This is a genomic window from Litchfieldia alkalitelluris (assembly GCF_002019645.1).
Lineage (GTDB): Bacteria > Bacillota > Bacilli > Bacillales > Bacillaceae_L > Litchfieldia > Litchfieldia alkalitelluris.
Map to the genome: position 1 here is coordinate 3,527,094 of NZ_KV917374.1, position 22,300 is coordinate 3,549,393.

The following is a 22,300-nucleotide window of genomic DNA, read 5'->3' on the forward strand; positions in this document are numbered from 1 at the left end:
TTTTACCTCCGTTTCTCTAACCCTTTTATGGCAGAATATAAAAATTTAGTTAATTTCAAAGTTTTATGTTGTTGATTTGCTTGTTCTAGTACATACCCTAGGATAGAATCAATTTCTGTTGCTTTGTGTAAATCAATATCCTTCAACATCGATGAGCGGTTATTCGATGTATTTTCACATATAAGAAGCAAATGGTTCCATGTTTCTTCTCGTACCGGTATGACAGAGATAACTTCTTCAAATAAATCTTTCATAATTTCTAAGTAAAATGGATTGGATAATAGTTTTCCGTTCTCAACTTGAAACAGTGCTGTTAATGGATTGATCACAGAGTTAATAACTAGTTTCTTATGCATACTGTTTAGTAAATTGTGTTCTTCGATAACTTGTAGCCCCTTCATCCCCGTTCCGCTAAATAATGATAACAAAGGTTCTACTTCCCCCTTAAAGGCACATATTCTAGTTAGACCTTTACCAGTATGTTTGACTGAATTACTTGATATTTTCATTGCTCCATGTTCAACTATACCAATGCCAATTAGCTCATTATCCAACTGCTCTAAGAATTTTAAATGACTCATCCCATTCTGAAGGAACAAAAGCATCGGATTGTTTTGAAAAATAACAACAGAGTCATTCATTATCATTTCTAAGTCATATTGCTTAACTGCAATTATTAATGCATCATGAAAATCAATTTTCGAATTAAGGGTCGCGGCCTTAACCATTCGCGTCTCCTTTTTACCTTTATCATCAATAGTAATTCCATATTGAGTTATATTATTTGCTTGTTCTTTTGTTCTTGTATGTATAATTACTTCATGTTCAGATGCCAAGTAATAACCAAAAAGCAGACCAATTGACCCGCCACCTACAATACCAATTTTCATTAAATTCTCTCCGGCAGTTTGACTTAATATTATTTTAACAAAAAATGGGTTACTAGTTCACTTTTTTATTGGAAAAGTAATCGTTTACTATTATTTTATGACATATATATTGTATAGTTAATATATCATTAACTGAATTCGTTAAATATTAGAAAAATTATTAAAGCATTAGTTTACTGTGCTACAAAAAGAAACGGATGGCATGATTGAATTCAATTTTTATTACGTAACATTCGCAAAATATGTTATTTGAAGACAAAACGTATATATCATAAATTTTAATAAGGGAGAAGAAGAATATGACAGTACGAATTGAACGTTTATTATTAAATTATAAGACCTTAGAAGAATTTAAGAAGTTTAAGGAGTACGGACTACAAGAACTTTCAATGCTAGAAGACTTACAAGCAAATATCATTGAAAATGATAGTGAATCCCCTTTTTACGGAATTTACTTTGGCGGAAAATTGGTTGCACGAATGAGTTTATACCAAGTGGATAAACGCTTTGATAAATATTTTTCTCCTCCACAAGACTATCTAGAGTTGTGGAAATTAGAAGTGTTGTCTCCCTATCAGCGTAAAGGATTTGGAAAAGCATTGGTAGACTATGCTAAATCCCTAGGCTTGCCTATCAAAACTAATCCAAGAGTCAATTCAGGGAAGTTCTGGGAAAATATGAACTTCAAACCAGTTACCTATGATATGGAAAGAGACTTAGGAGAAAATCCACTTGTTTGGTTTCCAGAAGGAGTTAAAGAGCAAAATAGGTCATAAAATAAGAATAGCGCTGAGGTGCAAGGCATAAAAAACCTCCTTAGATCGGGCTTATACCTTGGAACCCACATGGACTATGTGCCCAAAACACGTTAGAATTCTCATTTTCTAAACGCTAAAAAAGGAGTTGACCCCCATTTAAGGGGTCACTCCTTTTTTAATTAGGATTAAGTTTATTTTTCAATTCTTTCTAAGTTACCATTACGGTCCATTTGGAACTTTACTTTTTTACTTCTTTCGTCCTCCTGGAGTACAACCATTTTCCTAGCACGTTCCATTATTTCAATCAGTGCTTTATAATCATCTTCAATTACTTTAAGATTATCAACTAAGGTTTCTTTTTCACTTGTTAGTACGACAATCTGATCTTCAAGCTCACTAACCTTATTGTTTAATTGTTCGTTTTCATTCATAATTTTTTCAATTCTACGTTGAGAAGTTTCATACTGTTCAAGAAAGTTAATGACATTTTGAATCGTTAGACTCGATGACTGTGGTACACTCTCATCTTGTTGCTGTTCTAATACTACATCATTTGTTTGTTCAGTCGTTTCTTCCATTTCAGTTGGCTGTTTTTTCAGCTCTTTTCTTTGTTTCTTAGCTAATTCGATTCCAGATTTATATTGTTTTCGTACATATGAGTTCCATCTGAACCCGCAGGCGGCGGCTGTACGAGATAATTGACGACCAACTTCCTCAAAGGCAGCCAATTGCGTACCACCTTCACGAATGTATCTTAACACTACCTCTGCAAGTAATAAATCTTCGTCTTGTGACCAGGCATCTTGACGAGTTGTAGTCATATTCTTTCCCTCCTAATACTCGTTTTTTCTATACATATGCAAGTAATAGAAAAGATAGACTACAACATTCTATTAGAGTCGTATAAATGCCAGGAAAATGGTTATCCACCAGGTAAAGAAAACAGTCGTTTACTTATTTCTTTTTAGCAAGGAAATTTTCTACAGCTCTATGATGATTAGCTGACGCCCAAAGAACTGAACATTGTTTGACTTCATCGTCTATCCTTGACTTAAGGCCCGTTACTTCCCACTTTCTGATTTGAATATTCTTATATGCTCCTAGGACATCTTGTTTGAATTGCAGAAACGGTCTCAAAAAATGATACATTTCTTCTTCCTTGTTTTCCGCATCTAAAATTTTATGTATAAATCCCAATTCATATGCCTCCAAACATTCAAACCGTTTACTAGAAGCTACCATTTGAAGTGCATTCTCATAAGGTATTTTTTCAAACAGGATCGTTCCACCTCCCCAACCAGTGGTGATACCTAAATTACCTTGAATAAATCCAATTTGAGCGTGAGAAGATGCTATACGATAATCGCATGCAATTGCAAGCTCACAACCACCACCCAGACTTACGCCATTTATCATCGCAACCGTTATTTTTGGGAAAGTACATAATTTGTAAATAACGTCTGCCATTTTTGACAACATACTATAAGCTTCATCCTGTTGTTTGATGTTCTGAAATGCTTTAACATCACCACCAGAACAAAATGCTGTTTCTCCAATCCCTTTAATAACTAGTAATTTATCTTCTTGATTATGTTCTACCTGCTCAAGGGCTAATAATAAGCCATTCATTACCTCAAGGTTGATTGCGTTACGTTTATCAGGTCTATTGATTATAAAAGTTACAACACCACTGTCATCTCTATTTATTAAATAATTTTTCATTATCCGGCCCCATTTAATAATTGTTAACTGCTTTAGGTTAATGATTATTATAGTTAAAAACATGATAAAACTAAAAATGTGATATCCCAATTGGGATATCACATTTAATGTTAACTATTAAAATTAATCGTTAACTACTTCTTTTCCTTTGTATGTTCCACAAGCTTTACACACACGGTGAGCTAGTTTCATTTCACCGCAGTTTGGGCATTCTACCATACCTGGAACTGATAATTTGAAATGCGTACGACGCTTTCTTTTTCTAGTTTTGGATGTTCTTCTGAAAGGTACAGCCATATTCCCACCTCCTTAAAAGATAGTTAAGATGGATATGAAGGCCGGTAATATGCCGGTTCTTCTTTATCTTTTTAATCTTAGTTTTCTTGAGCAGCAAATGCTACTCACTTTTTTTGTCGTCATCAAAAAACTTAGCAAGCCCAGCAAGTCTTGGATCGATTTTGTTCGCTTTATCTTCTTCAGATATTACTTGCCAATCTTTTCCTTCTTGCGGCGCAGCTCCTTCTGTATTTAAATCATCACAGAAGATTTGCATAGGTATTTCAAGGATGATAAGTTCCTTTATAACAGGTAACAAATCGACAACGTCTCCTTGAACTTGATGTGTTTCCTCGTCAGTTTCATAATCTGACGTATGTCGTAACATAAATGTTTCAGTTGTAGTTATCTCAAACGGATAATGAACATCCACTAGTGTTCTTGAACAAGGGAGTATCATTGTCCCGGAAATTGTTAAATGAAAAGTCACTTTTAAAGAACTGAGATCTGCACGACCTGTTATACGAACAGGTGAGATATCTCTTATTGAATTTTTAAGTTCCTTTAGCTCGGTAACATCCACAATCTCATCAATTGATAAACCTTTATGCTGCAACTGATTTAATTGACTAATTGTCCATTCCATATGAATCACCTCAAGGCAACAAAGGTAATTATAGCTTTGCATGATTTATTTGTCAATATTTTTTCTTTACACTATAATATAAGCAATGTTGTTTACTAATCAGTTTTACCATAATCGCCGGAAATATAGCAAGTTTTAATATAAAAGCAAATATTCTTATCTTGATTATTAAAGGAGACAAACTTTTGAAAGCAGTTGGAGTAGTTGTTGAGTATAATCCTTTTCATAATGGACATAAGTATCATCTGGAACAAGCTAAATCACAGACAAAAGCAGATGTGGTCGTTGCTGTTATGAGCGGCAATTTTCTTCAACGTGGTGAACCTGCTTTGGTGTCTAAATGGAGTAGAACAAAAATGGCTTTAGAAAATGGTGTTGATATCGTGGTTGAACTGCCTTATGTGTTTGCTACACAAAAGGCAGAAACCTTTGCTAATGGAGCAGTTGCAATACTTAGCCATTTATTCTGTAATTACTTATGTTTCGGAAGTGAACATGGGTCGATTACCGAGTTTAAAGATACACTATCTTTTTTAGAAAGAAACCAGGAAGTTTTTAATGAACTAGTAAAAAAAGCAATTCAACAAGGAGTAAGCTATCCTAGAGCATTATCTTTATCATATGATTCACTTGTAGCAGATTCCTCATTGATCGACTTAACACAACCAAATAATATTTTAGGTTATCATTATGTAAAAGCGATTTATGATCAAAAACAGAACATTGTTCCTTTTACAATTCAAAGAACAAATGCAAATTACCATGATGAGAATTTCTCCTCGGAAACAATTGCTAGTGCTACAAGTATTCGAAAATCCCTTTTCAAGAATAACGGAACACTTGAGCAAGTAAGGAATTATATCCCGTTAGAAACGAACAACATATTAAATCAATATAAACAAGAATTTGGACAGTTCCATGAGTGGGACGATTACTTCCATCTTCTAAAGTATAAAATAGTAACAAATACTGAACATGAATTACAAGAATTCTATGAGATTGAGGAAGGATTAGAACACCGGATAAAGAGGGTAATTCTTAAGTCTACAAACTTTAATGAGTTTATGCAGCAATTAAAAACTAAAAGGTACACTTGGACCAGATTACAAAGAGCCTGCTTACATATACTAACCAATTCGAAGAAGAGTTCTTTTACGAAAACCTTTGAACACCAAGATCCATCCTATATACGGCTTTTAGGAATGTCACAGAAAGGTCAACATTATTTATCTAGCATTAAAAAGGATATAAGTGTACCTGTTATATCGAAATTATCTTCATTTACAAATGAAATGATCCAGTTGGATATTAATGCAGCATATGCATACTCTATGACCCTTCCCGAACCAATTAGATCAAATTTTTTATTACAGGAGTACTCAACACCACCACTAAGGTACAATGAAACATCTTGTCAGTACATATAAAAGACACAAAGCAAAACTTTGTGTCTTTTATATGTCATTTATATTATTGGAAATAATAACTATTTGGTTAGTTATCATTCAAGCTCTCAAGATATTCCAGAGCATCGTCAAATGTATCGACTGGAACAATCTTCATCTCACTTTTTATTTTCTTGGCAGCAGCTAGTGCCTCATTGTAATTTGAATTTGGGATTCCTTGTTCATTTGGAGCGAAGAATACATCTACACCTGATTTGTCTGCCGCAACGATTTTTTGTGAAATACCTCCTATTCTACCTACTTCTCCATTATCTTTAATTGATCCAGTCCCTGCAATGTCTAATCCATTAGTAATATCTTTCTCTACAAGTTGATTATAAATTTCAAGGGAAAACATTAAACCTGCAGAAGGACCACCAATTTTTTCAGTATCTATCATAATTGACGGTGTCGTTTCTACCTCACGATCAGTTGTAAGTGCTATCCCTACTCCAACTTTTTCAGGATTATCCGGGAATGGTGAGATTAATAGTGGTGTTGTCATTTCTTGCTCATTTCGTTTAAAGGTTAACTCAATTTCTTCACCTTCACTCTTTTCGGAAACATACTCAATAAACTCATCAGAAGTTTGAAATTCAAGCCCATCAACCTTATAGATACGATCTCCTATCTTCAGGACTTCTTCTGCTGGCATACCTCGAATAATACTCATCACGTAAATGCCACGGTAAATGTAATTAATTGGCTTTTCAGCTTCACTGTAAGCTACGGTAATTGCCGATTCCTTTGAATCTTCCATTAGATAAAGCTGGCGGTTTGTGTATTCCTCATCACTTTCGCCTGATCTTCGAATATCCTTAACTGGGTATATCATATGAAATTCATCCATTTTCGCCCATAAATATGTAAAAATATTCGCTTTTCCCATTCTTACCGTCGTTAACATGAAGCTCCCCTCTTCATTAAATCCATCTTCAACTTGGATAATAGGCCTTAACTCTTGAGCCATTCCAGGTTTTGTTACGTAATAAGGTAGTTGGATAAATGATAAAAGTGCAATAACGACTATGAGTATAAAAGATCTGATATAAAATTTATTCATATTATTTATTTTGCTCCTTCCAATCTTCAATAACACTCTTTATTTGTGGAAGCATCTCTTTAGCTGATTCTTCCCCTAACCTTATGATATCATCAATATTTGTAAATGCTCGAGAGCTATACTGTGTGACAAGAGGTCTGATCATAATATCCACATCTAGTTCTTTATATTTAACAATCTCATTTTGCATGATATCTATACTTTGTAGGATAACATCATATATGGTCGTAATTTCCTCACTTATTTTTACAGAAGAAACATCAACAGCAATAATAATATCAGCTCCCATTTCTTTGACTACAGAGATTGGAACTTTATCAACTACTCCACCATCCACTAGTAATCGACCATTTACCTTTTCAGGGACAAAAATTCCGGGAATGGCAATACTTGCACGTACAGCCTTAGCAATTGATCCTTTATTAAACACTACTCTCTCTCCCTTTAATAAGTCAGTAGCAACAATGGAAACAGGGATATCTAATTCTTCAATTGTTTTATCCTTTGTAAAGATACGGATAAGCTCTCTCACACGATTACCAGCAATAAAACCCATTTTAGGAACTGTAAAATCAAGATAATATTTCCTCTTAAATGCATTTGCAAGCTTATACAATTTATTAATATCTTGCCCCGCTCCATAGAATGCACCAACAAGTGCTCCCATGCTACTACCAGCAATCAAGTCTATAGGAATATTTTCTTCTTTAAGGATTTTTATAATTCCCAGATGAGCAAATCCCCTTGCTCCACCCGAACCTAATGCCAATCCAATCTTAGGTTTTTTCAAGTAAACACACCCCATTTAGAAGCTAATCTTTTGTTTTCATACCAGGTACAACCCAATCATCTTTTGTAATGTTTATATCTTGTACAATCTTATGGTCTAAAGTGTGACCCTATACACGTATATTTAAATATATGAATTTCTATTACTAGCTTCTAAATAACTAGGATGTAATAGTACCTTATTTTATCATTTCATTAAAGCAACTGTATAGAAAGAAGAGTTTGGAGGATGTTAGATTGGTACAATCGAGGCTGAAGACAATATTATTAGCAACAAGCGCAACACTACTAGCTGTTGCCCTTATATCATTTCCAAAGGATGCTTTAGATGCTTCAAAAGCAGGATTGAGTATGTGGTGGGAAGTAGTATTCCCATCACTATTACCATTTTTTATTGTTTCAGAATTGTTAATCGGTTTTGGAATTGTTAAATTTATCGGAGTTTTACTTGAACCACTTATGAGACCTTTATTTAGAGTACCTGGAGTAGGAGGTTTTGTCTGGGTAATGGGATTAGCCTCAGGATTTCCTGCGGGAGCTAAATATACCGCTCGTCTTAGACAAGAAAAACAACTTACAGCATATGAAGCGGAGAGGTTGGTTTGCTTTACCAATGCTTCAAACCCATTATTCATTTTTGGAGCGATTGCAGTAGGATTCTTTCATAATCCTCAAGTAGGAATATTATTAGCAGTTGCTCACTATCTAGGCAATATCTGTGTTGGACTAATCATGAGATTTTATGGCCCGAAGGAGAAATTAAACGAGAATGAAAAACGAAAAGGAACATACTTTAGAGAAGCATTAAGGACCCTACATCATACCCGCTTAAATGAGAAAAGACCATTCGGGAAGCTTCTCGGGGATGCGGTCACCTCTTCCATTCAAACTTTATTAATGGTTGGAGGATTTATTATTTTGTTTTCTGTTTTTAATAGACTGCTTTCACTAGTAAATATTTCAGAGGCCATTTCCGTTGCTTTATCCTTTGTTTTAGTTTTATTCAACCTGCCAACAGAACTTAGTTTACCACTCATTTCAGGTTTATTTGAGATTACACTTGGGAGCCAATTGACTAGCCAGACTAGTGTCACACTGTTATACCAAATGATTATTACTAGCTTCATCTTAGGATTTTGTGGATTTTCTGTACAAGCACAGGTAGCTAGTATCCTTGCTGAAACAGATATACGTTTTAAACCTTTTTTCTTTGCAAGAATCATTCACGGTTTTATTGCTGCGTTTCTAACACTAATACTATGGAAGCCACTATATTTAAATTTACAAGATCCATCAAATGCTAATCACTCAGTCACCGTGTTTTTTCAATATCACACTGAGACGAAACTCGTTCCACTTTGGGAGAGTATGATCAGTATTGGTCCATTAGTGACAATCATTTCACTATTAATTTACATAGGGGTTTTCACTAAAAGACTTGTGAAAAACTAACAAATAGACCCATTAAGCATTAAGCTAATGGGTCTATTTGTTTAATTCTGTTTGAATTTTAACATCAAAGCATTCTCAACAGCAGTTGGAACTAAATCTGCGATATTTCCTTTATATTTTGCAACCTCTTTTACAATGCTTGAACTTAAAAACGAATATTGATTATTAGTCATCATAAAAAATGTTTCTATATCTTCTTCTAAAATTCTATTCATTGACGTTATTTGCATTTCATATTCAAAGTCTGATACGGCTCTGAGGCCTCTTAGAATAACATTTGCTTTTTTTTCTCTAGCATAATCCACTAATAAGCCACTAAACGCATCAACTTTCACATTCGGTATGTCCTTTGTTACCTCTTTTATAAGCTCTATTCTTTCTTCTACAGTAAAAAGCGGACTTTTAGTAGAGTTATTTAATACTCCTACATAGACTACATCAAATACATTGGCCCCTCGTTTAATTATATCCAGATGGCCATATGTAATTGGATCAAAGCTCCCTGGACAAACGGCTATTCTAGTCAAGTTCACTTCCCCCTTCCGGTTCACCTTGGGTTTGATATACAGTAATAGCAGTAATTCCATACTTTTCTTTCTTAATAATTGATAAATTACCTATAACTTCGGGGAGGTTCATTTCATGGTCATGTTCTGCAACGATATAGCCATTTTCACTTAAAAGATGATAGTCAGCAATCATAGCGATAAGCGCTTTCAATTGATTATTATTGTATGGTGGATCCAGGAAAATATAATCAAAACGTATTTCCCTTTTTATGATTGCTTTTAGAGCCCTATTTGCATCATTTCTATAAATTTCAACTCGATCCGTAAAACCACAGTTTGAAATATTTTCTTTAATTGTTTGAATAGCTTTAAATTCCTTATCCACAAAAATAACCTTATCAATACCACGACTTAAAGCCTCAATTCCTAAACCACCACTGCCACCGAATAAGTCAAGGGCTTCCCCTCCGTCAAAAAAAGGACCGATCATATTAAAGATTGCTTCCTTTACTTTGTCGGTTGTAGGTCTTGTTGTTGTTCCAGGTACTGCTTTTAATGGTCTGCCTTTACAGGTGCCAGATATTACTCTCATTATTTAATCACCACATTAATAGAATCCATTTTTATTTTTTACCAATCATATCCTATCATAAACCCATTAGAGATGCTATAAAAGTTCTTTAAAAGTATTTCAATTTACAAAAAAACATGTTCTGTATGTATACTGTGATTTCATTTGGCCATAATTAGTAAAGACAACATCAATGGATGTTGTTGCCAACCGCGGAGAAGACTTACGTTTCCCCATAAGTTCTTCCTCCGGTTTCTCCTCTCCCTTTGCCTTCTACTATGGGGGCACTTGTTCGTAACAAAGATCCCATAGATATAGAAGGACCCTGCAGAGTGATCTCTGCAGGGTTTTTTTCGCATGTTTCAAACAATACTGAAATATAATCACTTTTTTCAAAATAAAAAGTTAAAGTCCAATTTTATAATCATATTCTTTCGCTTTGTCAGGATTTGAATTTTCGTATTCTAATTTTAGGAATGGTTTGTATGAAGGTTCAACCTGTTTTACATATGGCAAAGAATTAAGTTTATTAATAATTGACTCGATATTCTCCATATCATTATAAATAACCATGTATTTTAATCTTTTCGAGACATAGTGGATATTTCCAAACCTTCTCATTGATTTGATGTGTTTCAATGAATGTAAATATACAATAATACCTTGCCTTTGTCCAAACATCATTATTCTCCTTTTATAATGCCTCTTCCAAAAAATCTGTAATCTGGGCGGGTTAAAAGCTTAGCGAAATCAACCTTAAATTTATTTCTAGTCTAGCATAACTAAGAACAGGTTAACAATATATTCCTTTTATACTAAGGCTCTTTTCTGAAAAATTATTGCTAATTCACTTATTTTTAGGAAGGATACACTAACCGCTTGATGTTATAGTTAAAATTTAAGAAGAAAAGATGCCACGCTACCTAGTTCATAGTAATTATAAGGACTTTTAAAAGCAACAAAGTTTACGAAAACAGCCTATACTAAGGCTCTTTTCTGAAAAATTATTGCTAATTGACTTATTTTTAGGAAGGATACACTATTCCGCTTGATGTTATAGAAAAATTTAAGAAGAAAAGATGCCACTCTACCTAGTTCATAGTGATTATAAAGACCTTTAAAAGCAACAAAGTTTACGAAAACAGCCTATACTAAGGCTCTTTTCTGAAAAATTATTGCTAATTGACTTATTTTTAGGAAGGATACACTAACCGCTTGATGTTATAGTAAAAATTTAAGAAGAAAAGATGCCACGCTACCTAGTTCATAGTAATTATAAAAGACCTTTAAAAGCAACAAAGTTGACGAAAAAAGCAGCCGATACTAAAAAAAGAGATCGAACAAATGAACATGTTTAAAGCCTACTAGGCTTTCAAAAAAAAGGTTCATTTACTCGATCAAGCCTTTGTTCTATTTACATCCACAACTTCCTCCACTACCACAACCACCTGAACAAGAAGATAATGAGTCAAAGTAAGGATTGCCAGTAGGAACCTTTATATGTTCGGAAACAGCTGTTCCAATTAACCTGCTTAAATCATCTAAAAGTGTCTGAATTTCTTGTTCTGCTTTTTTGAAAGAAGCAATTGTTTCGTTTAAATCCAGATTTCTTTTTAATTCACGGGTTTTTAGTGTAATAGAGCGGTAGTCAGGATGATATTTCCCAAATCGTTGTACGTCCTCATAATGCTCTTTCATCTTTTCAAATTGAGAAATTAGTTCCTGTGCTTCCTTATCATGCTTAAGCGTATATAAAGAACGATGATATTCGTTCATCAACTCAGATTGTAGGATCATGTTTGCTATCTCATCGGTAAAATCAAGTATTTCTAGTCTTTCTAATGTAGCAAGCATATTTTCACCTCCATCATTTAATATAGCATGAAAAAAGAATTATAGCGACATTTTCCCTTATTATGAATCGTTTTCTAATGCAGACAAGATAAAGATTTAATCTTCTTATTGCTAAACATTACCTTATAGAAATACATTCATAATCAAATCTAGAAAATTTGCCATTGACTAATGAATCTGAAACACACTATAATTTTCTAGATTCATTCGTTCACATTTCAGAAAAGGAGGACATTAATGAAACTTATAACATTCAATCCTTTTAGAACTATAGGAATGCCTAATACTAGTTATATAAAACCTGAGCAGATGTTCCGTGAAATGGAACGAATTAAAAATGCAGACTTCTTATTATTTCCAGAAACATGGCAAGTAAACTCCTTAGTTTATGGATTAAACAAACAAATCTTCCCTAGTATTCAGTCTCTTCAATTAGGCTATAGCAAAATTGAAATGACTAGAGCACTTTGGACAGTTTGCCCAGAGTATGTACCGTATACAGAGATTTTAGGAAACACGAAAACAAACATTGATTCAGTTTTAAATACGTTCCCTTTCCCGTTTGTAGCAAAAGAAAGTAGAAATTCGATGGGTAAAGGTGTATTCCTCATTGAAAATGAACAAGATTTTTTAGACTATGCAACCAAAGTTGATACTTTTTATATACAGGAATATTTAGAAAATGATGGTAGAGACCTAAGAGTTTGTATTATCGGCGACGAAATCGTAGCAGCCTATTGGCGAATTGGTGCAAATGGTGAATTTCTTCATAATGTAGCCCGAGGTGGAGATATATCTTATGACTTTATTCCACAAGATGCATGTGAGTTAGTTTTATCTGTTGCCAAACAACTAAATATAAACCATGCGGGTTTTGATATTATGTATAGTAACAATAAACCATATATATTAGAATTCAATATACTTTTTGGCAATCAAGGAACTATCAACCTTCCAGTTTCGCTTGAATCTAAAATATATGAGTATCTTTTAAAACAACATCCATTCCCAGGACCTATCGCACCTATAAGTGGTGAAAGGATTTCTTAAAATTTTAAAAGAGACGATCTGGGTTTATCTAATCACATCGTCTCTTTTACTGGCAATTTCCGTAACATGGTTTAAAATTCTTAGGCAAATCAAACCCATTATCACATTTAATGTCTTGTATAAATGGCAAATTAGTTTAATTAGCAGCAATATCTTTCAAAAAAAAGCCTTTTTATTATCTAATGGTTACTTCAAATTCCTCACTCAACGTTCTGTCTGCTGAGACTTTGTTTAAATCAACTCTAATTAAATGCGTTCCTTTTGTTAATCCTTTTATAATGAAAGCCGCAGTCATAATTTCATCCACTTTTTTTCCGTCCACAAAAAGCTCAATAAAGCCAAAGTCCTCATTCAGATTATTCTTTCGAAAAGAAAAATTAGAAATAAAACACTCTACATACACATTTTTGCCGACTACTTCTTTCTGAATCATTAAGCGGTTACGTTCTGGATTTACTTTCATCGTGCTTACCTGTTGGATGTTTTGCTCACTGACGTTATCCTCCTTAAAATCCACTTCAACTGGATATGAGGCTTCTGGTACTGGCTTATCATTTGTACACCCTGCTACTATAAAAAAAGACAACACAATGAAAATTCCTTGTTTCATTACATCACTCCTTTCTTATAGCTTTCACAGCTTGTCCAGTCATTAATCATTCAGGTGAAATCAAATCATAATTCTTTAATAGATCTGGATTCGGCCCAGCAACTGGCCTTGTCCACCTTTTAAACGGAACTAAAATAGAAAGTAAGCGCCCTCAATCATCCCTTGCTTAAGCTTGATAATTACATGGGCGCTTATCTTGCCTACAAATCTTAGTCACCATTTCTCATAGCTTTATACATTTCCATCATCATTGAAGCAAAACCTAGTGAATTTGAAAATTTCTCAACTTTATGTGGTATAGTTTGTTTATAATAATTCTTAGCATGTAATTCTAATTGTTGTCTGTTATGTGGGTTTCTAGAAAGTTTTCTATACCAAATTGGGTTATGACGAACAAATAAGTTTAGCTTTTTATCGTTTTGTAACCAGTCAACTACATCCCTACGCAATAGAATCCTCCCCTTTTAGTATTAATCCTTCCTAAACGCAAAGGGGTGCTTCTGCTCTGGTTCATTATTGATTGATTTGTCTTTTGAGCCACCCTGAAATTGATGGATTACCTGTTGTATCGTAGTAATTGCACTTCCAACATTCGTAATCTGTTCTTGCACATCATTCATCTTCACGTTTTTAATCGTTGATAAGAACTTTTCGATAAAATCAGATTTTTTATCTTTTTCTTCATCATTACCCTTTGTAGACTCCATCTTATATTTGCTCCAAGTATCATCATTTTCTCCCAGTAAATACCAATCTTCATATAAGACCTGCCAAGACTTATTACCATTACGTACCTCTTGAATCAACTTCGGATGTTTTTTAACAAAATTTTTAAACTCCTCAATGGTTGGATGTACTTTTTGTTTTCCCATACGTACTCACCTCATCTTATTGCATTCGCCTACTATATACTATCTACCTTCATAAGAAAAAGTTCGCCCATTTAGATTATTTAACGAATTACTTAATCCTCCACGGAATAGATAAAAATTGCAGTCTATCGTTATTAATTGTTAAAATAGTTGGGAAAGACATTAGTGAGTAGGAGTGTTTTCACGTGGATGAGCAACTATTACATAAAATAAACGATTACTATAGCAAGGCAACGGATCTGGAAAAGAAAACCTTTGAACAGGTCATAAATGGGTTAATCAGAAAACAAGAAAAGCCCTCTTCATCTTATTTAGGAGAACTCCTTCAAGTACAGAGTAATTTTGTTGACAATCAACTTGAGATGATTATACCTAATACTGAAATCATTCAGAACTCGCTAAACATAGTTCACGGTGGAATAACAGCCACTTTAATTGATTCTGCAATGGGGTCTTTAATTTTCAAATTACTTCCTAATCACCAAGCTGCTGTTACGACAGAATTAAAGATCAATTATTTGGCTCCTGGTTTAGGATCCTTCATAAAGTGCATTGCATCACTTATCCATAAAGGATCTAATTTAATTGTTACAGAAGCAAAAGTTTATCGAGAAGATGGAAAATTAATGGCACATGCTACTGGAAGTTTCTTTATTATCAAACGCAAACATGAGCTTAAATGATGTGTAATCGGAGGGGAGAATTTTGGTTGCCGCGATTGTAATTCCAGCAATCTTTTTGTTTTTTTATATAAAATCAAAAAAAGAAGCAAAAAAATATCATCATAAGTGGTTATTAATCAACCAAATTGATGAAGCCACAGAGATTATAGGGAAAGTACAAAAAACTACTAGTGAACGACAACGCTTTTATTATGGAAAATATATAAATGAAACAAATGTAATTATACAAAGAAATAATACAGTGTTATACCTTAAGAGAGTTGATCCTGTAACAACTAATTATCAAGCACCAAACATAGAACTGGGACAGACTTATGTGTTTAAGGGGTACTGGGAAGATGATCATTTTCGATTTTCTACATATAAAAGAACAAAGGTATGACTTTTTTGTCATACCAAGTTCTTTTATAATGGCCGTTTTCATAAACTTTGTTGCTTTTGATAGGTCTTTTACATTCACTATGAACGTATTCGAGTGGTATCTTTTCTTTTTAAATGTAAAAACATCCTAAGAAAATAAAGGTATCTATTTATTTAAACTAGGTCGATTAGAAAGAAACTTTCAGAATAGAGCCTTTGTAAATTATTTTCATTCCCATTTTTGCACAAAATTTTGAGTGTAATGCTTCTCAAATACCCCTACACCTAAATGGGTGAATTTTTCATTAAGCAATGTTTCACGGTGCCCTTCGCTATTTAGCCACCCCTCTACTGCAGCTATCCCATCTACATACATGGCAGCGATATTCTCACCTGCCAATTGATAAATTACTTCCCCTTCAGCAAGACGGTTGGCTAACCCACCAGTAGTAGGAGATGTATGCGAGAAATAGTCACTCTGATTCATATCTTTGCTATGCTTATAAGCAACCTTTGAGGTTTGTTCGTCTAATTTAACTATCCCTAAACCATGTCTTAGTCGTATCACATTTGTAATGTCTAATATTTGTGCCTCATTCCCCCTTTCAACCTCTTTCCATTCTTTGTCGGATAGCTCTTGAGCAGATAGTAACTCCCCTCGGTAAATTAACTCATATGGCCTCAGTTTCACTAGGGTATCAGCATTCATCATCCTTACACTTGAAAGCTTTTCTGTAAAATTATCAAAATATAGTTGTACAAATACATCTCCCATCTTAATAATGGGTCTTGTTTTTCTTTCATCCTCATTTAACTCAAAACGATATGAGTTTCTTTGGGCTGTAAAAGCAATTGATTTTTCAAACGAATAATTTTTGTTAATCTCAGCGAAAGACTGCCCTATTTTAAATGGACTTATTTCTAATTGTTCACCGATTGCAAAAATGGTTACTACCTTATTTCCTTCCACACCTATCTGTAAGTATTTTTCATAATCTTCATTGTATACCCACCAGTCATAGTCATAAGAAGAAGGATCAATTCTCATTGGTTCACCAAGGACCTCCTGTAATTCCTCAATTGACATGCCTATATATGTAAGTATCCCTTGTTTAATTTGGCTTTGTGTACTCTTAGTATTTTGGACAAGAGATTCAGTTAATTCTTTATCTGTGTTAGGTAAAGGAGCGATAACATTTGAATCATTGTCCTTGGTTACTTGCTTGATCTCTCTATTAGTAGAATAGAAATAAATACTAGAAATAATGAATAGAAATACAATAATAATTGTTGTGTTTTTCAAAAGTCTACCCCTCTCTTTATTTGCTTTCCCTTTATTTCTATCATTATATTAATGTGTACTAGATTTATTACTACTTACTCTATTTATTTTACTAAATAATAGATTCCATCTTGGTAGGGTTAAAGGACTCAGTTTATCTCAGAACGTCTTCAGAGGAGGTTAGCCTAACAATATAGCCGAAGGCGTTAGTGTCTGGTTTTGACAGACACTAACACTTTTCCCTATTTTATACCTACATAAAATGAATAAAAAAAAGACACCCAAAAGGGTGCCTTTTTTCTAATGATGCACTTGTTCACTTTCGGATATTTCAGTTAATGCATAACCTGCACTTTCATTAGACATTTTTTCAACTGCAAGGTCACCTAATGAAACAATTCCTACTAGTTGACCATTATCGACAACAGGAAGACGTCGAATCTGATGTTCAGCCATTATACCCGATGCTTCTTTTAATGAAGTGTTAGGTGGAACTGTGATTACATCCTCACTCATAACATTTGTAACCTGATTAGATCCCGATCGTTTCTCAGCATATCCTCTGATTACAAGGTCGCGGTCTGTAATCATTCCTAATAATGTATTAGACTCATTATCAACAATGGGAATTGCCCCAACATCTAATTCCTTCATTTTAACAGCAACTTCATACACATTATCTAATGGTGTACAACAGTCTACATTGGACGTCATTACATCACGTACAGTTTTCATCTAATGAAACCTCCTTAGTAAACATTAATTTGATTGCATCATTTACCTAACGTCAAAATCAAAACGACGTCAATAACTAGTATGTTCGCTCAGCAATCAATACTATACATAAAAACAACTAAAAAAACTGAGAACATTCCGCATTATTTGGGCACAACATCGGTGATTAACATCTTAAGATTGCAACTTAAAGATTTTCATACTATTATTATACAGAAGACATTTATCGGGTTAGTTGTATAGGAGGGACATTGAAATGAAATTTGAAAATACTGGTATTGAAAATGCCACTGTCGAGTTAGAACGTTTAAATGATGTCATGAAGGAATTAGGTTTTGTACTTGCGGGACAATGGGACTATGAGCGAGTTACATATGATAAAAAGTTTGAGTTAAAGGATGAAGTATTCTACCTTCGAGTACAAGGTTATACTACTGAAGGTGAAGTGGAAGGAAAACATGCGATCATAAAGTTGCTTACTCCTTTATTAGGGAAACATTATTATCCTCATGGAGTCGAGTATGGTGAGGGAGAAAAATTCCCAAAAGTAATTGTGGAGCAATCGACACGTTTATTGAATCAACTTAAATTAGATTTAGAAAAAATTAAATAATATGCAAAAAAGAAGTTGAACTGAAAGAGTGAATCACATCATTTCTCCTATACTCACTTCCTTGGAGTGAGTATTATGGAATAATTTATTGTGCTTTCAAACCTTTCAAAAACAACTTCTTTTTGTTTATGCTACAGTATTAATGTCCTCTATAATAATATGAACGCTTGTTACATGCAAACCAGTGATTTCTTCAATTTCATTAACTATGAGCTCTTGCAGGTTTTCGCAAGATTGAATCACATTAAGTCCAAAGGAAATTGAAACTTTCACCTCAATTACAATCTCATTTTCATTCTGTTTTATCACAATGTTATTCTTATTAAAATTACTTGTTATCTTTTGTATAATTTCCGGACCAAATTTCGTTGTATATACTGAAATCCCGGAAAATTCATTAATACAAATAGAAGTGATAATCGACAAAACTTCTTCGGTTATATAAAGGGTACCATGACTTAGATCTTGCTTTAACAAAAAATCACCTTCCTTCCCAATCTTACCATCATCTACTTTATTGTATGACAAATTTGAAAATTGGGCACAAAAACATAATAAATTTAATTATATAAAGTTCTTTTATAGTTGGTTTTATCAACAGTTTCTACTATAATTTAATATACAGTCTGTTTTTTCTAGAAAGGAGTAAACACCATTTGTCTCAGCTATTTTCTAAACGAGTCCTTTTAATTTCATTAAGTCTAATTATACTCGTTGTAATTGCATTCTTTATCTTGCCAGTTTCAGTGCCACTAATCATTGCCTTTATAACAGCTCTTTTTTTAGAGCCTATTATAAAAATAATGCAGAAAAGGCTTCAACTAAAACGTAATATTTCAGTACTTATCACTTTTATTTTATTTTTGTTAGCACTTATCGTAAGCGGATATTTTCTAACAACCAAGATTATTGGGGAAGCAATAAATATTATTGAGAATGCTCCTTTATATATAAATGAGATTAATAGGGTCATACATCAGTTAGAGAGAGACCTTGCTTTAAAATCTCAGGATCTCCCACCCGAATTTGTTGCGGTAATAAGTAAACAATTAGAAGGCTTTTTGTTAACACTACAAACTTATATTGTATCTTATTTAAATATTGACAACTTAAAATCACTATTAACCAACATACCGAACTTCCTAGTTAGCTTTCTTGTTTATGTAATTGCTTTATTCTTATTTATGTTAGATATTCCCAACATGCGTCAAAGAGTAAATGCTCATTTAACTGAAAGAACAGCAGACAAAGTTAATTTTATGGTTTCTAGACTCTCATATGTAGTACTTGGTTTTATGAAGGCACAATTTCTCGTAAGTGTATTGATCTTTATTACATCACTTATCGGTTTGTTTTTCATAACACCCGAGGTTGCTTTTGTAATGGCATTTGTGATCTGGATTATCGACATCATTCCAATTATCGGATCTATTATAATTATGTTGCCATGGGCTCTATTCCACTTAATTACAGGTGATATTGTATTAGGGACAAAGTTAGCAATTCTTGGAGCAATATTACTCGTAATTAGACGTACAATTGAACCTAAAGTAATGGGAACCCATATTGGATTATCTCCATTGTCTACTTTAATTGCTATGTACTTAGGTTTAAAATTATTTGGTATTTTAGGGTTTATCATAGGACCAATGATTTTAATAGCTTTTAATTCAGCAAGAGAAGCAGGAATCATTAAGTTAAATTTTAAGTTATAAAAATAGAAAAGGAGGTAATTCCCTCCTTTTTATTTTTATTTGGATTTTTTACATCGCTTCACTTAGTTCCCACATCAGAAATTTCCCTTCCTTTTTTGTGCATTTCATACCTAATTTCTCAAATAACCTGATGTATTGCAAATTACTATCGCTGCATTCCGTAATAACTTTTGTGGCTTCTGTCTGGGTGATTAGCCATTCAATCAGTGCATCTACAGCCTCATAGGTTAAACTATAATCTTTTAGATCTTTCACCATATTAAAAGTAATATTTACATGCCCTCGTTTATCTGGTTTTCCTTGCAAATAAACATCTCCAATAATCTTCTTTTCCGAGTAATCGATAATCATCCAAAGGCCCCAACCATAAACGGACTCATCTTCTTCAAGATTCTCAATATAAATGGGTAGCGTACTTTTAACCAGTGGTGACGGCCAGCCTTGCGGAATGATGATTGGTGACCTTTTCTCAAGTTCTTGTCGATGAAAAATGAGTGATTTTGCGATGTCTAATGAACAAGGTACTATTAATAATCGTTCAGTAAAGATCTCAATCATCTCAACATCTCCCTTTCTGAAATTTAAAAGTAAATAAATACATTCTATTGTAAGATATTCGTCCTGTTAGAATGTTGCTAAATTCCCTATCTTGAGAGTAAACAAAAGGTAATCACTTGATGAAAAGATGCCTCTCTAACATACTTGATTCACCTTAGATGTAACAAAGGGGGATCATAATGACACGCCGCCCCAATATTACTAAATAAGCCATAAAAAAAGGCGTTATAGAATATCCTATTCCATAACACCTTATACTTATTACTAAAACCCTAATATCGCTTTAATAACAGAAGTTGTTTCTCCCCCGTGATAAAAAACATACAATAATAGATACACTGCAACACCAGTTGTGGCTGTAAAAAACCAAATAATGCTTGTTATTGGTCCAATCTTTTTATGCTTAATTAGTTGGTTCTTATAGCCTGTTAAGAGCGAAACAATTCCAAAAACTGCTCCTACAGTCGCTAAAAATATATGAAAGATTAGAAAAACGGTATAGTAAATTTTGATTTCATCTGGACCACCAAACTGAGTGTTTCCAATAAATATTGTTCTAGAAGCATAAATGATGAAAAAGATAATAGCAAAAATCCCTGCTAATGTCATTGTCTTCTTATGTGCTTCCACTCTTCCTTTTACAATTAAATACCATCCTACTGCAACAGTAATTGCACTTAATACTATGAAAATAGTACTTATTGTTGGTAATATAGGTAAATTGGTCATATCTGTTCCTCTCTTTAGTTCAAGAATATACCTTTTAATTTTAGTAGAGTTCAATTTAATTTGCAATAAATCAGCAAAATAAACAAGGATACCTATAGTGTCAACTGACATATTAGTGAACTTTTTAGGCATCCCGTTTCATATTATTTTATCGGATTAGGATTGATTAAATCAGCATCAATTTGTTCCTGCTCTCTTTCTTTACGAACCCATTGAAAGAAAATCACACCTAAAATAGTACCATAAACAATTTCTTGGATGATTTTCATGATCACTCCCCCTAATTGTTGGTCTTCAACTAATGGTAAGGAATTAAACATTTGAGGCCCAGTTAGATCTATAGTTGCCAACATAGCCGGAGGCACACAGAGTTCAAGAGCAGTTGCCCATGCTGTAGGATCAGTATACGTAGCATAAAGAGGTGTATTTGCAAATATGATTAATGCACACGCTGGCGTTAATAAAATTCCATCTGCAAAGATATACCCAACTCTTTTTAAACCATTTAATGTTTGCCACTCAGGCAACGGGTTAATTAAAGGCCACCACATCATGATTGATGCAATAAATAATATTGTTGTTGTTAATGAATGAAGTAACATACTAGTTTTTACTACGTCAAAAATTAATGGAATATGGTAAAAAGAAAATACTCCATTAAAAGCAATTAAAGCAAATAACGGTAGTGTAAGAAATTTAAAAACTGGTTTTATATACCTATTATTAACAACAGCTCGCAGCATCCAAGCAGGCATTCCCAAGATCAACAACGGTGGAACAACCAAATACAAGACTGCCATTTGAGTCATATGTGCACTAAACATCAAATGACCTAATAAATCAACAGGACTTCCTTTACATACGTACACTAAAAGCATTGCAGATGAAAAAAACGATATTTGTTTAGCTGTCGCTTTTTCTCCAAGTTGATATCTCTTTCTAATCGGTCCAATTAATAAAAAATAAGCAATCGTAATTAACACTATAACAAGAAAGAAATATGGACTCCATAATGCTCTAAAACCAAATATATCAATTGACATGTTTATACCACCTTAGAATCTAACTTTATGTAATTATTATACAACCCTTAATGCACGGATTCAAACTTTCATGGA

General features: G+C 33.5%; 28 protein-coding genes. 8 read left to right on the forward strand and 20 right to left on the reverse strand.

Annotated elements, in window-relative coordinates; translation table 11 throughout:
- Nucleotides 1-2: 2 nt before the first annotated feature.
- Nucleotides 3-890 carry a 2-dehydropantoate 2-reductase gene (locus tag BK579_RS16435; protein WP_078547323.1) on the reverse strand — a complete coding sequence of 296 codons (888 nt, stop codon included), beginning with the start codon at nucleotides 888-890 and terminating at the stop codon, nucleotides 3-5.
- A gap of 299 nt (nucleotides 891-1,189) precedes the next feature.
- On the opposite strand from BK579_RS16435, the gene BK579_RS16440 reads away from it, so the two are divergent.
- Entirely contained in the window at nucleotides 1,190-1,666 is a 477-nt protein-coding gene (locus BK579_RS16440; protein ID WP_078547325.1) for an N-acetyltransferase, read from the forward strand.
- 173 nt (nucleotides 1,667-1,839) lie between these two features.
- Here the strand turns inward: BK579_RS16440 and BK579_RS16445 are convergent, their stop codons facing one another.
- The 4 genes from BK579_RS16445 to BK579_RS16460 all read right to left on the reverse strand — a co-directional run bounded on the left by BK579_RS16445 (nucleotide 1,840) and on the right by BK579_RS16460 (nucleotide 4,292).
- On the reverse strand, nucleotides 1,840-2,469 hold the full coding sequence (locus BK579_RS16445; protein ID WP_078547327.1) for an RsfA family transcriptional regulator: 630 nt from the start codon (nucleotides 2,467-2,469) through the stop codon (nucleotides 1,840-1,842).
- Nucleotides 2,470-2,602: 133 nt separating this feature from the next.
- Entirely contained in the window at nucleotides 2,603-3,370 is a 768-nt protein-coding gene (locus BK579_RS16450; protein WP_078547329.1) for an enoyl-CoA hydratase/isomerase family protein, read from the reverse strand.
- Between the two features lie 123 nt (nucleotides 3,371-3,493).
- Nucleotides 3,494-3,667 carry a 50S ribosomal protein L32 gene (gene rpmF / locus BK579_RS16455; RefSeq protein ID WP_078547331.1) on the reverse strand — a complete coding sequence of 58 codons (174 nt, stop codon included), beginning with the start codon at nucleotides 3,665-3,667 and terminating at the stop codon, nucleotides 3,494-3,496.
- Between the two features lie 100 nt (nucleotides 3,668-3,767).
- On the reverse strand, nucleotides 3,768-4,292 hold the full coding sequence (locus tag BK579_RS16460; protein ID WP_078547333.1) for a YceD family protein: 525 nt from the start codon (nucleotides 4,290-4,292) through the stop codon (nucleotides 3,768-3,770).
- A 185-nt stretch (nucleotides 4,293-4,477) separates the two neighbouring features.
- On the opposite strand from BK579_RS16460, the gene BK579_RS16465 reads away from it, so the two are divergent.
- Complete coding sequence (locus BK579_RS16465; protein ID WP_078547335.1) at nucleotides 4,478-5,719, forward strand: nucleotidyltransferase; 1,242 nt, start codon at nucleotides 4,478-4,480, stop codon at nucleotides 5,717-5,719.
- A 67-nt stretch (nucleotides 5,720-5,786) separates the two neighbouring features.
- Here the strand turns inward: BK579_RS16465 and BK579_RS16470 are convergent, their stop codons facing one another.
- Both BK579_RS16470 and BK579_RS16475 read right to left on the reverse strand, forming a co-directional pair.
- The gene (locus BK579_RS16470; RefSeq protein WP_078547337.1) at nucleotides 5,787-6,800 is read right to left on the reverse strand and encodes a SepM family pheromone-processing serine protease; all 1,014 of its coding nucleotides are present in this window, start codon (nucleotides 6,798-6,800) and stop codon (nucleotides 5,787-5,789) included.
- A gap of 1 nt (nucleotide 6,801) precedes the next feature.
- Entirely contained in the window at nucleotides 6,802-7,590 is a 789-nt protein-coding gene (locus tag BK579_RS16475) for a patatin-like phospholipase family protein (protein WP_078547339.1), read from the reverse strand.
- Between the two features lie 236 nt (nucleotides 7,591-7,826).
- On the opposite strand from BK579_RS16475, the gene ylbJ reads away from it, so the two are divergent.
- Entirely contained in the window at nucleotides 7,827-9,041 is a 1,215-nt protein-coding gene (ylbJ, locus tag BK579_RS16480) for a sporulation integral membrane protein YlbJ (RefSeq protein WP_078547341.1), read from the forward strand.
- A 41-nt stretch (nucleotides 9,042-9,082) separates the two neighbouring features.
- On the opposite strand, the gene coaD is transcribed toward ylbJ, so the two are convergent.
- The 4 genes from coaD to BK579_RS16500 form a co-directional block, all read right to left on the reverse strand.
- On the reverse strand, nucleotides 9,083-9,568 hold the full coding sequence (gene coaD / locus BK579_RS16485) for a pantetheine-phosphate adenylyltransferase (RefSeq protein WP_139365114.1): 486 nt from the start codon (nucleotides 9,566-9,568) through the stop codon (nucleotides 9,083-9,085).
- On the reverse strand, nucleotides 9,561-10,142 hold the full coding sequence (gene rsmD, locus BK579_RS16490; RefSeq protein WP_078547345.1) for a 16S rRNA (guanine(966)-N(2))-methyltransferase RsmD: 582 nt from the start codon (nucleotides 10,140-10,142) through the stop codon (nucleotides 9,561-9,563). Before rsmD ends, coaD begins: the two co-directional genes overlap by 8 nt.
- A gap of 384 nt (nucleotides 10,143-10,526) precedes the next feature.
- The gene (locus tag BK579_RS16495) at nucleotides 10,527-10,802 is read right to left on the reverse strand and encodes a YlbG family protein (RefSeq protein WP_078547347.1); all 276 of its coding nucleotides are present in this window, start codon (nucleotides 10,800-10,802) and stop codon (nucleotides 10,527-10,529) included.
- Between the two features lie 729 nt (nucleotides 10,803-11,531).
- Entirely contained in the window at nucleotides 11,532-11,975 is a 444-nt protein-coding gene (locus BK579_RS16500; RefSeq protein WP_078547349.1) for a YlbF/YmcA family competence regulator, read from the reverse strand.
- 237 nt (nucleotides 11,976-12,212) lie between these two features.
- Here BK579_RS16500 and BK579_RS16505 point away from each other — a divergent pair, with 237 nt between their 5' ends.
- Nucleotides 12,213-13,025 carry an ATP-grasp domain-containing protein gene (locus BK579_RS16505; RefSeq protein WP_078547351.1) on the forward strand — a complete coding sequence of 271 codons (813 nt, stop codon included), beginning with the start codon at nucleotides 12,213-12,215 and terminating at the stop codon, nucleotides 13,023-13,025.
- A 175-nt stretch (nucleotides 13,026-13,200) separates the two neighbouring features.
- Here the strand turns inward: BK579_RS16505 and BK579_RS16510 are convergent, their stop codons facing one another.
- From BK579_RS16510 to ylbD, 3 genes are all read right to left on the reverse strand, one after another.
- On the reverse strand, nucleotides 13,201-13,635 hold the full coding sequence (locus BK579_RS16510; protein ID WP_078547352.1) for a hypothetical protein: 435 nt from the start codon (nucleotides 13,633-13,635) through the stop codon (nucleotides 13,201-13,203).
- A 209-nt stretch (nucleotides 13,636-13,844) separates the two neighbouring features.
- Nucleotides 13,845-14,084 carry a YlbE-like family protein gene (locus tag BK579_RS16515; protein WP_078547353.1) on the reverse strand — a complete coding sequence of 80 codons (240 nt, stop codon included), beginning with the start codon at nucleotides 14,082-14,084 and terminating at the stop codon, nucleotides 13,845-13,847.
- A 21-nt stretch (nucleotides 14,085-14,105) separates the two neighbouring features.
- Complete coding sequence (gene ylbD, locus BK579_RS16520) at nucleotides 14,106-14,507, reverse strand: YlbD family protein (protein WP_078547354.1); 402 nt, start codon at nucleotides 14,505-14,507, stop codon at nucleotides 14,106-14,108.
- A gap of 185 nt (nucleotides 14,508-14,692) precedes the next feature.
- Between ylbD and BK579_RS16525 the strand changes: the two genes are divergently transcribed.
- Nucleotides 14,693-15,190: a PaaI family thioesterase gene (locus BK579_RS16525; protein WP_078547355.1), complete on the forward strand. Its 498-nt coding sequence runs from the start codon at nucleotides 14,693-14,695 to the stop codon at nucleotides 15,188-15,190.
- Between the two features lie 22 nt (nucleotides 15,191-15,212).
- Nucleotides 15,213-15,572, forward strand: a complete 360-nt coding sequence (locus BK579_RS16530) for a hypothetical protein (protein ID WP_078547356.1) — start codon at nucleotides 15,213-15,215, stop codon at nucleotides 15,570-15,572.
- 207 nt (nucleotides 15,573-15,779) lie between these two features.
- Here the strand turns inward: BK579_RS16530 and BK579_RS16535 are convergent, their stop codons facing one another.
- Nucleotides 15,780-16,853, reverse strand: a complete 1,074-nt coding sequence (locus tag BK579_RS16535) for a CAP domain-containing protein (RefSeq protein ID WP_078547357.1) — start codon at nucleotides 16,851-16,853, stop codon at nucleotides 15,780-15,782.
- A gap of 279 nt (nucleotides 16,854-17,132) precedes the next feature.
- Nucleotides 17,133-17,567, reverse strand: a complete 435-nt coding sequence (locus BK579_RS16540; protein WP_078547358.1) for a CBS domain-containing protein — start codon at nucleotides 17,565-17,567, stop codon at nucleotides 17,133-17,135.
- A gap of 256 nt (nucleotides 17,568-17,823) precedes the next feature.
- Between BK579_RS16540 and BK579_RS16545 the strand changes: the two genes are divergently transcribed.
- Nucleotides 17,824-18,180: a YugN family protein gene (locus BK579_RS16545; protein WP_078547359.1), complete on the forward strand. Its 357-nt coding sequence runs from the start codon at nucleotides 17,824-17,826 to the stop codon at nucleotides 18,178-18,180.
- Nucleotides 18,181-18,306: 126 nt separating this feature from the next.
- Here BK579_RS16545 and BK579_RS16550 read toward each other — a convergent pair whose 3' ends face one another.
- Nucleotides 18,307-18,657, reverse strand: coding sequence for an Asp23/Gls24 family envelope stress response protein (locus BK579_RS16550; protein WP_169891167.1), 351 nt, complete (start codon nucleotides 18,655-18,657; stop codon nucleotides 18,307-18,309).
- 179 nt (nucleotides 18,658-18,836) lie between these two features.
- Here BK579_RS16550 and ytvI point away from each other — a divergent pair, with 179 nt between their 5' ends.
- Nucleotides 18,837-19,895 (forward strand): sporulation integral membrane protein YtvI, encoded by a 1,059-nt coding sequence (gene ytvI / locus BK579_RS16555; RefSeq protein ID WP_078547362.1) that lies wholly within the window; start codon nucleotides 18,837-18,839, stop codon nucleotides 19,893-19,895.
- A 48-nt stretch (nucleotides 19,896-19,943) separates the two neighbouring features.
- On the opposite strand, the gene BK579_RS16560 is transcribed toward ytvI, so the two are convergent.
- The 3 genes from BK579_RS16560 to ctaG all read right to left on the reverse strand — a co-directional run bounded on the left by BK579_RS16560 (nucleotide 19,944) and on the right by ctaG (nucleotide 22,225).
- Nucleotides 19,944-20,453 (reverse strand): GNAT family N-acetyltransferase, encoded by a 510-nt coding sequence (locus tag BK579_RS16560; protein WP_078547363.1) that lies wholly within the window; start codon nucleotides 20,451-20,453, stop codon nucleotides 19,944-19,946.
- A gap of 264 nt (nucleotides 20,454-20,717) precedes the next feature.
- Nucleotides 20,718-21,182, reverse strand: coding sequence for a DUF420 domain-containing protein (locus BK579_RS16565; protein WP_078550645.1), 465 nt, complete (start codon nucleotides 21,180-21,182; stop codon nucleotides 20,718-20,720).
- Nucleotides 21,183-21,325: 143 nt separating this feature from the next.
- The gene (ctaG, locus tag BK579_RS16570) at nucleotides 21,326-22,225 is read right to left on the reverse strand and encodes a cytochrome c oxidase assembly factor CtaG (RefSeq protein ID WP_078547364.1); all 900 of its coding nucleotides are present in this window, start codon (nucleotides 22,223-22,225) and stop codon (nucleotides 21,326-21,328) included.
- Nucleotides 22,226-22,300: the final 75 nt, after the last annotated feature.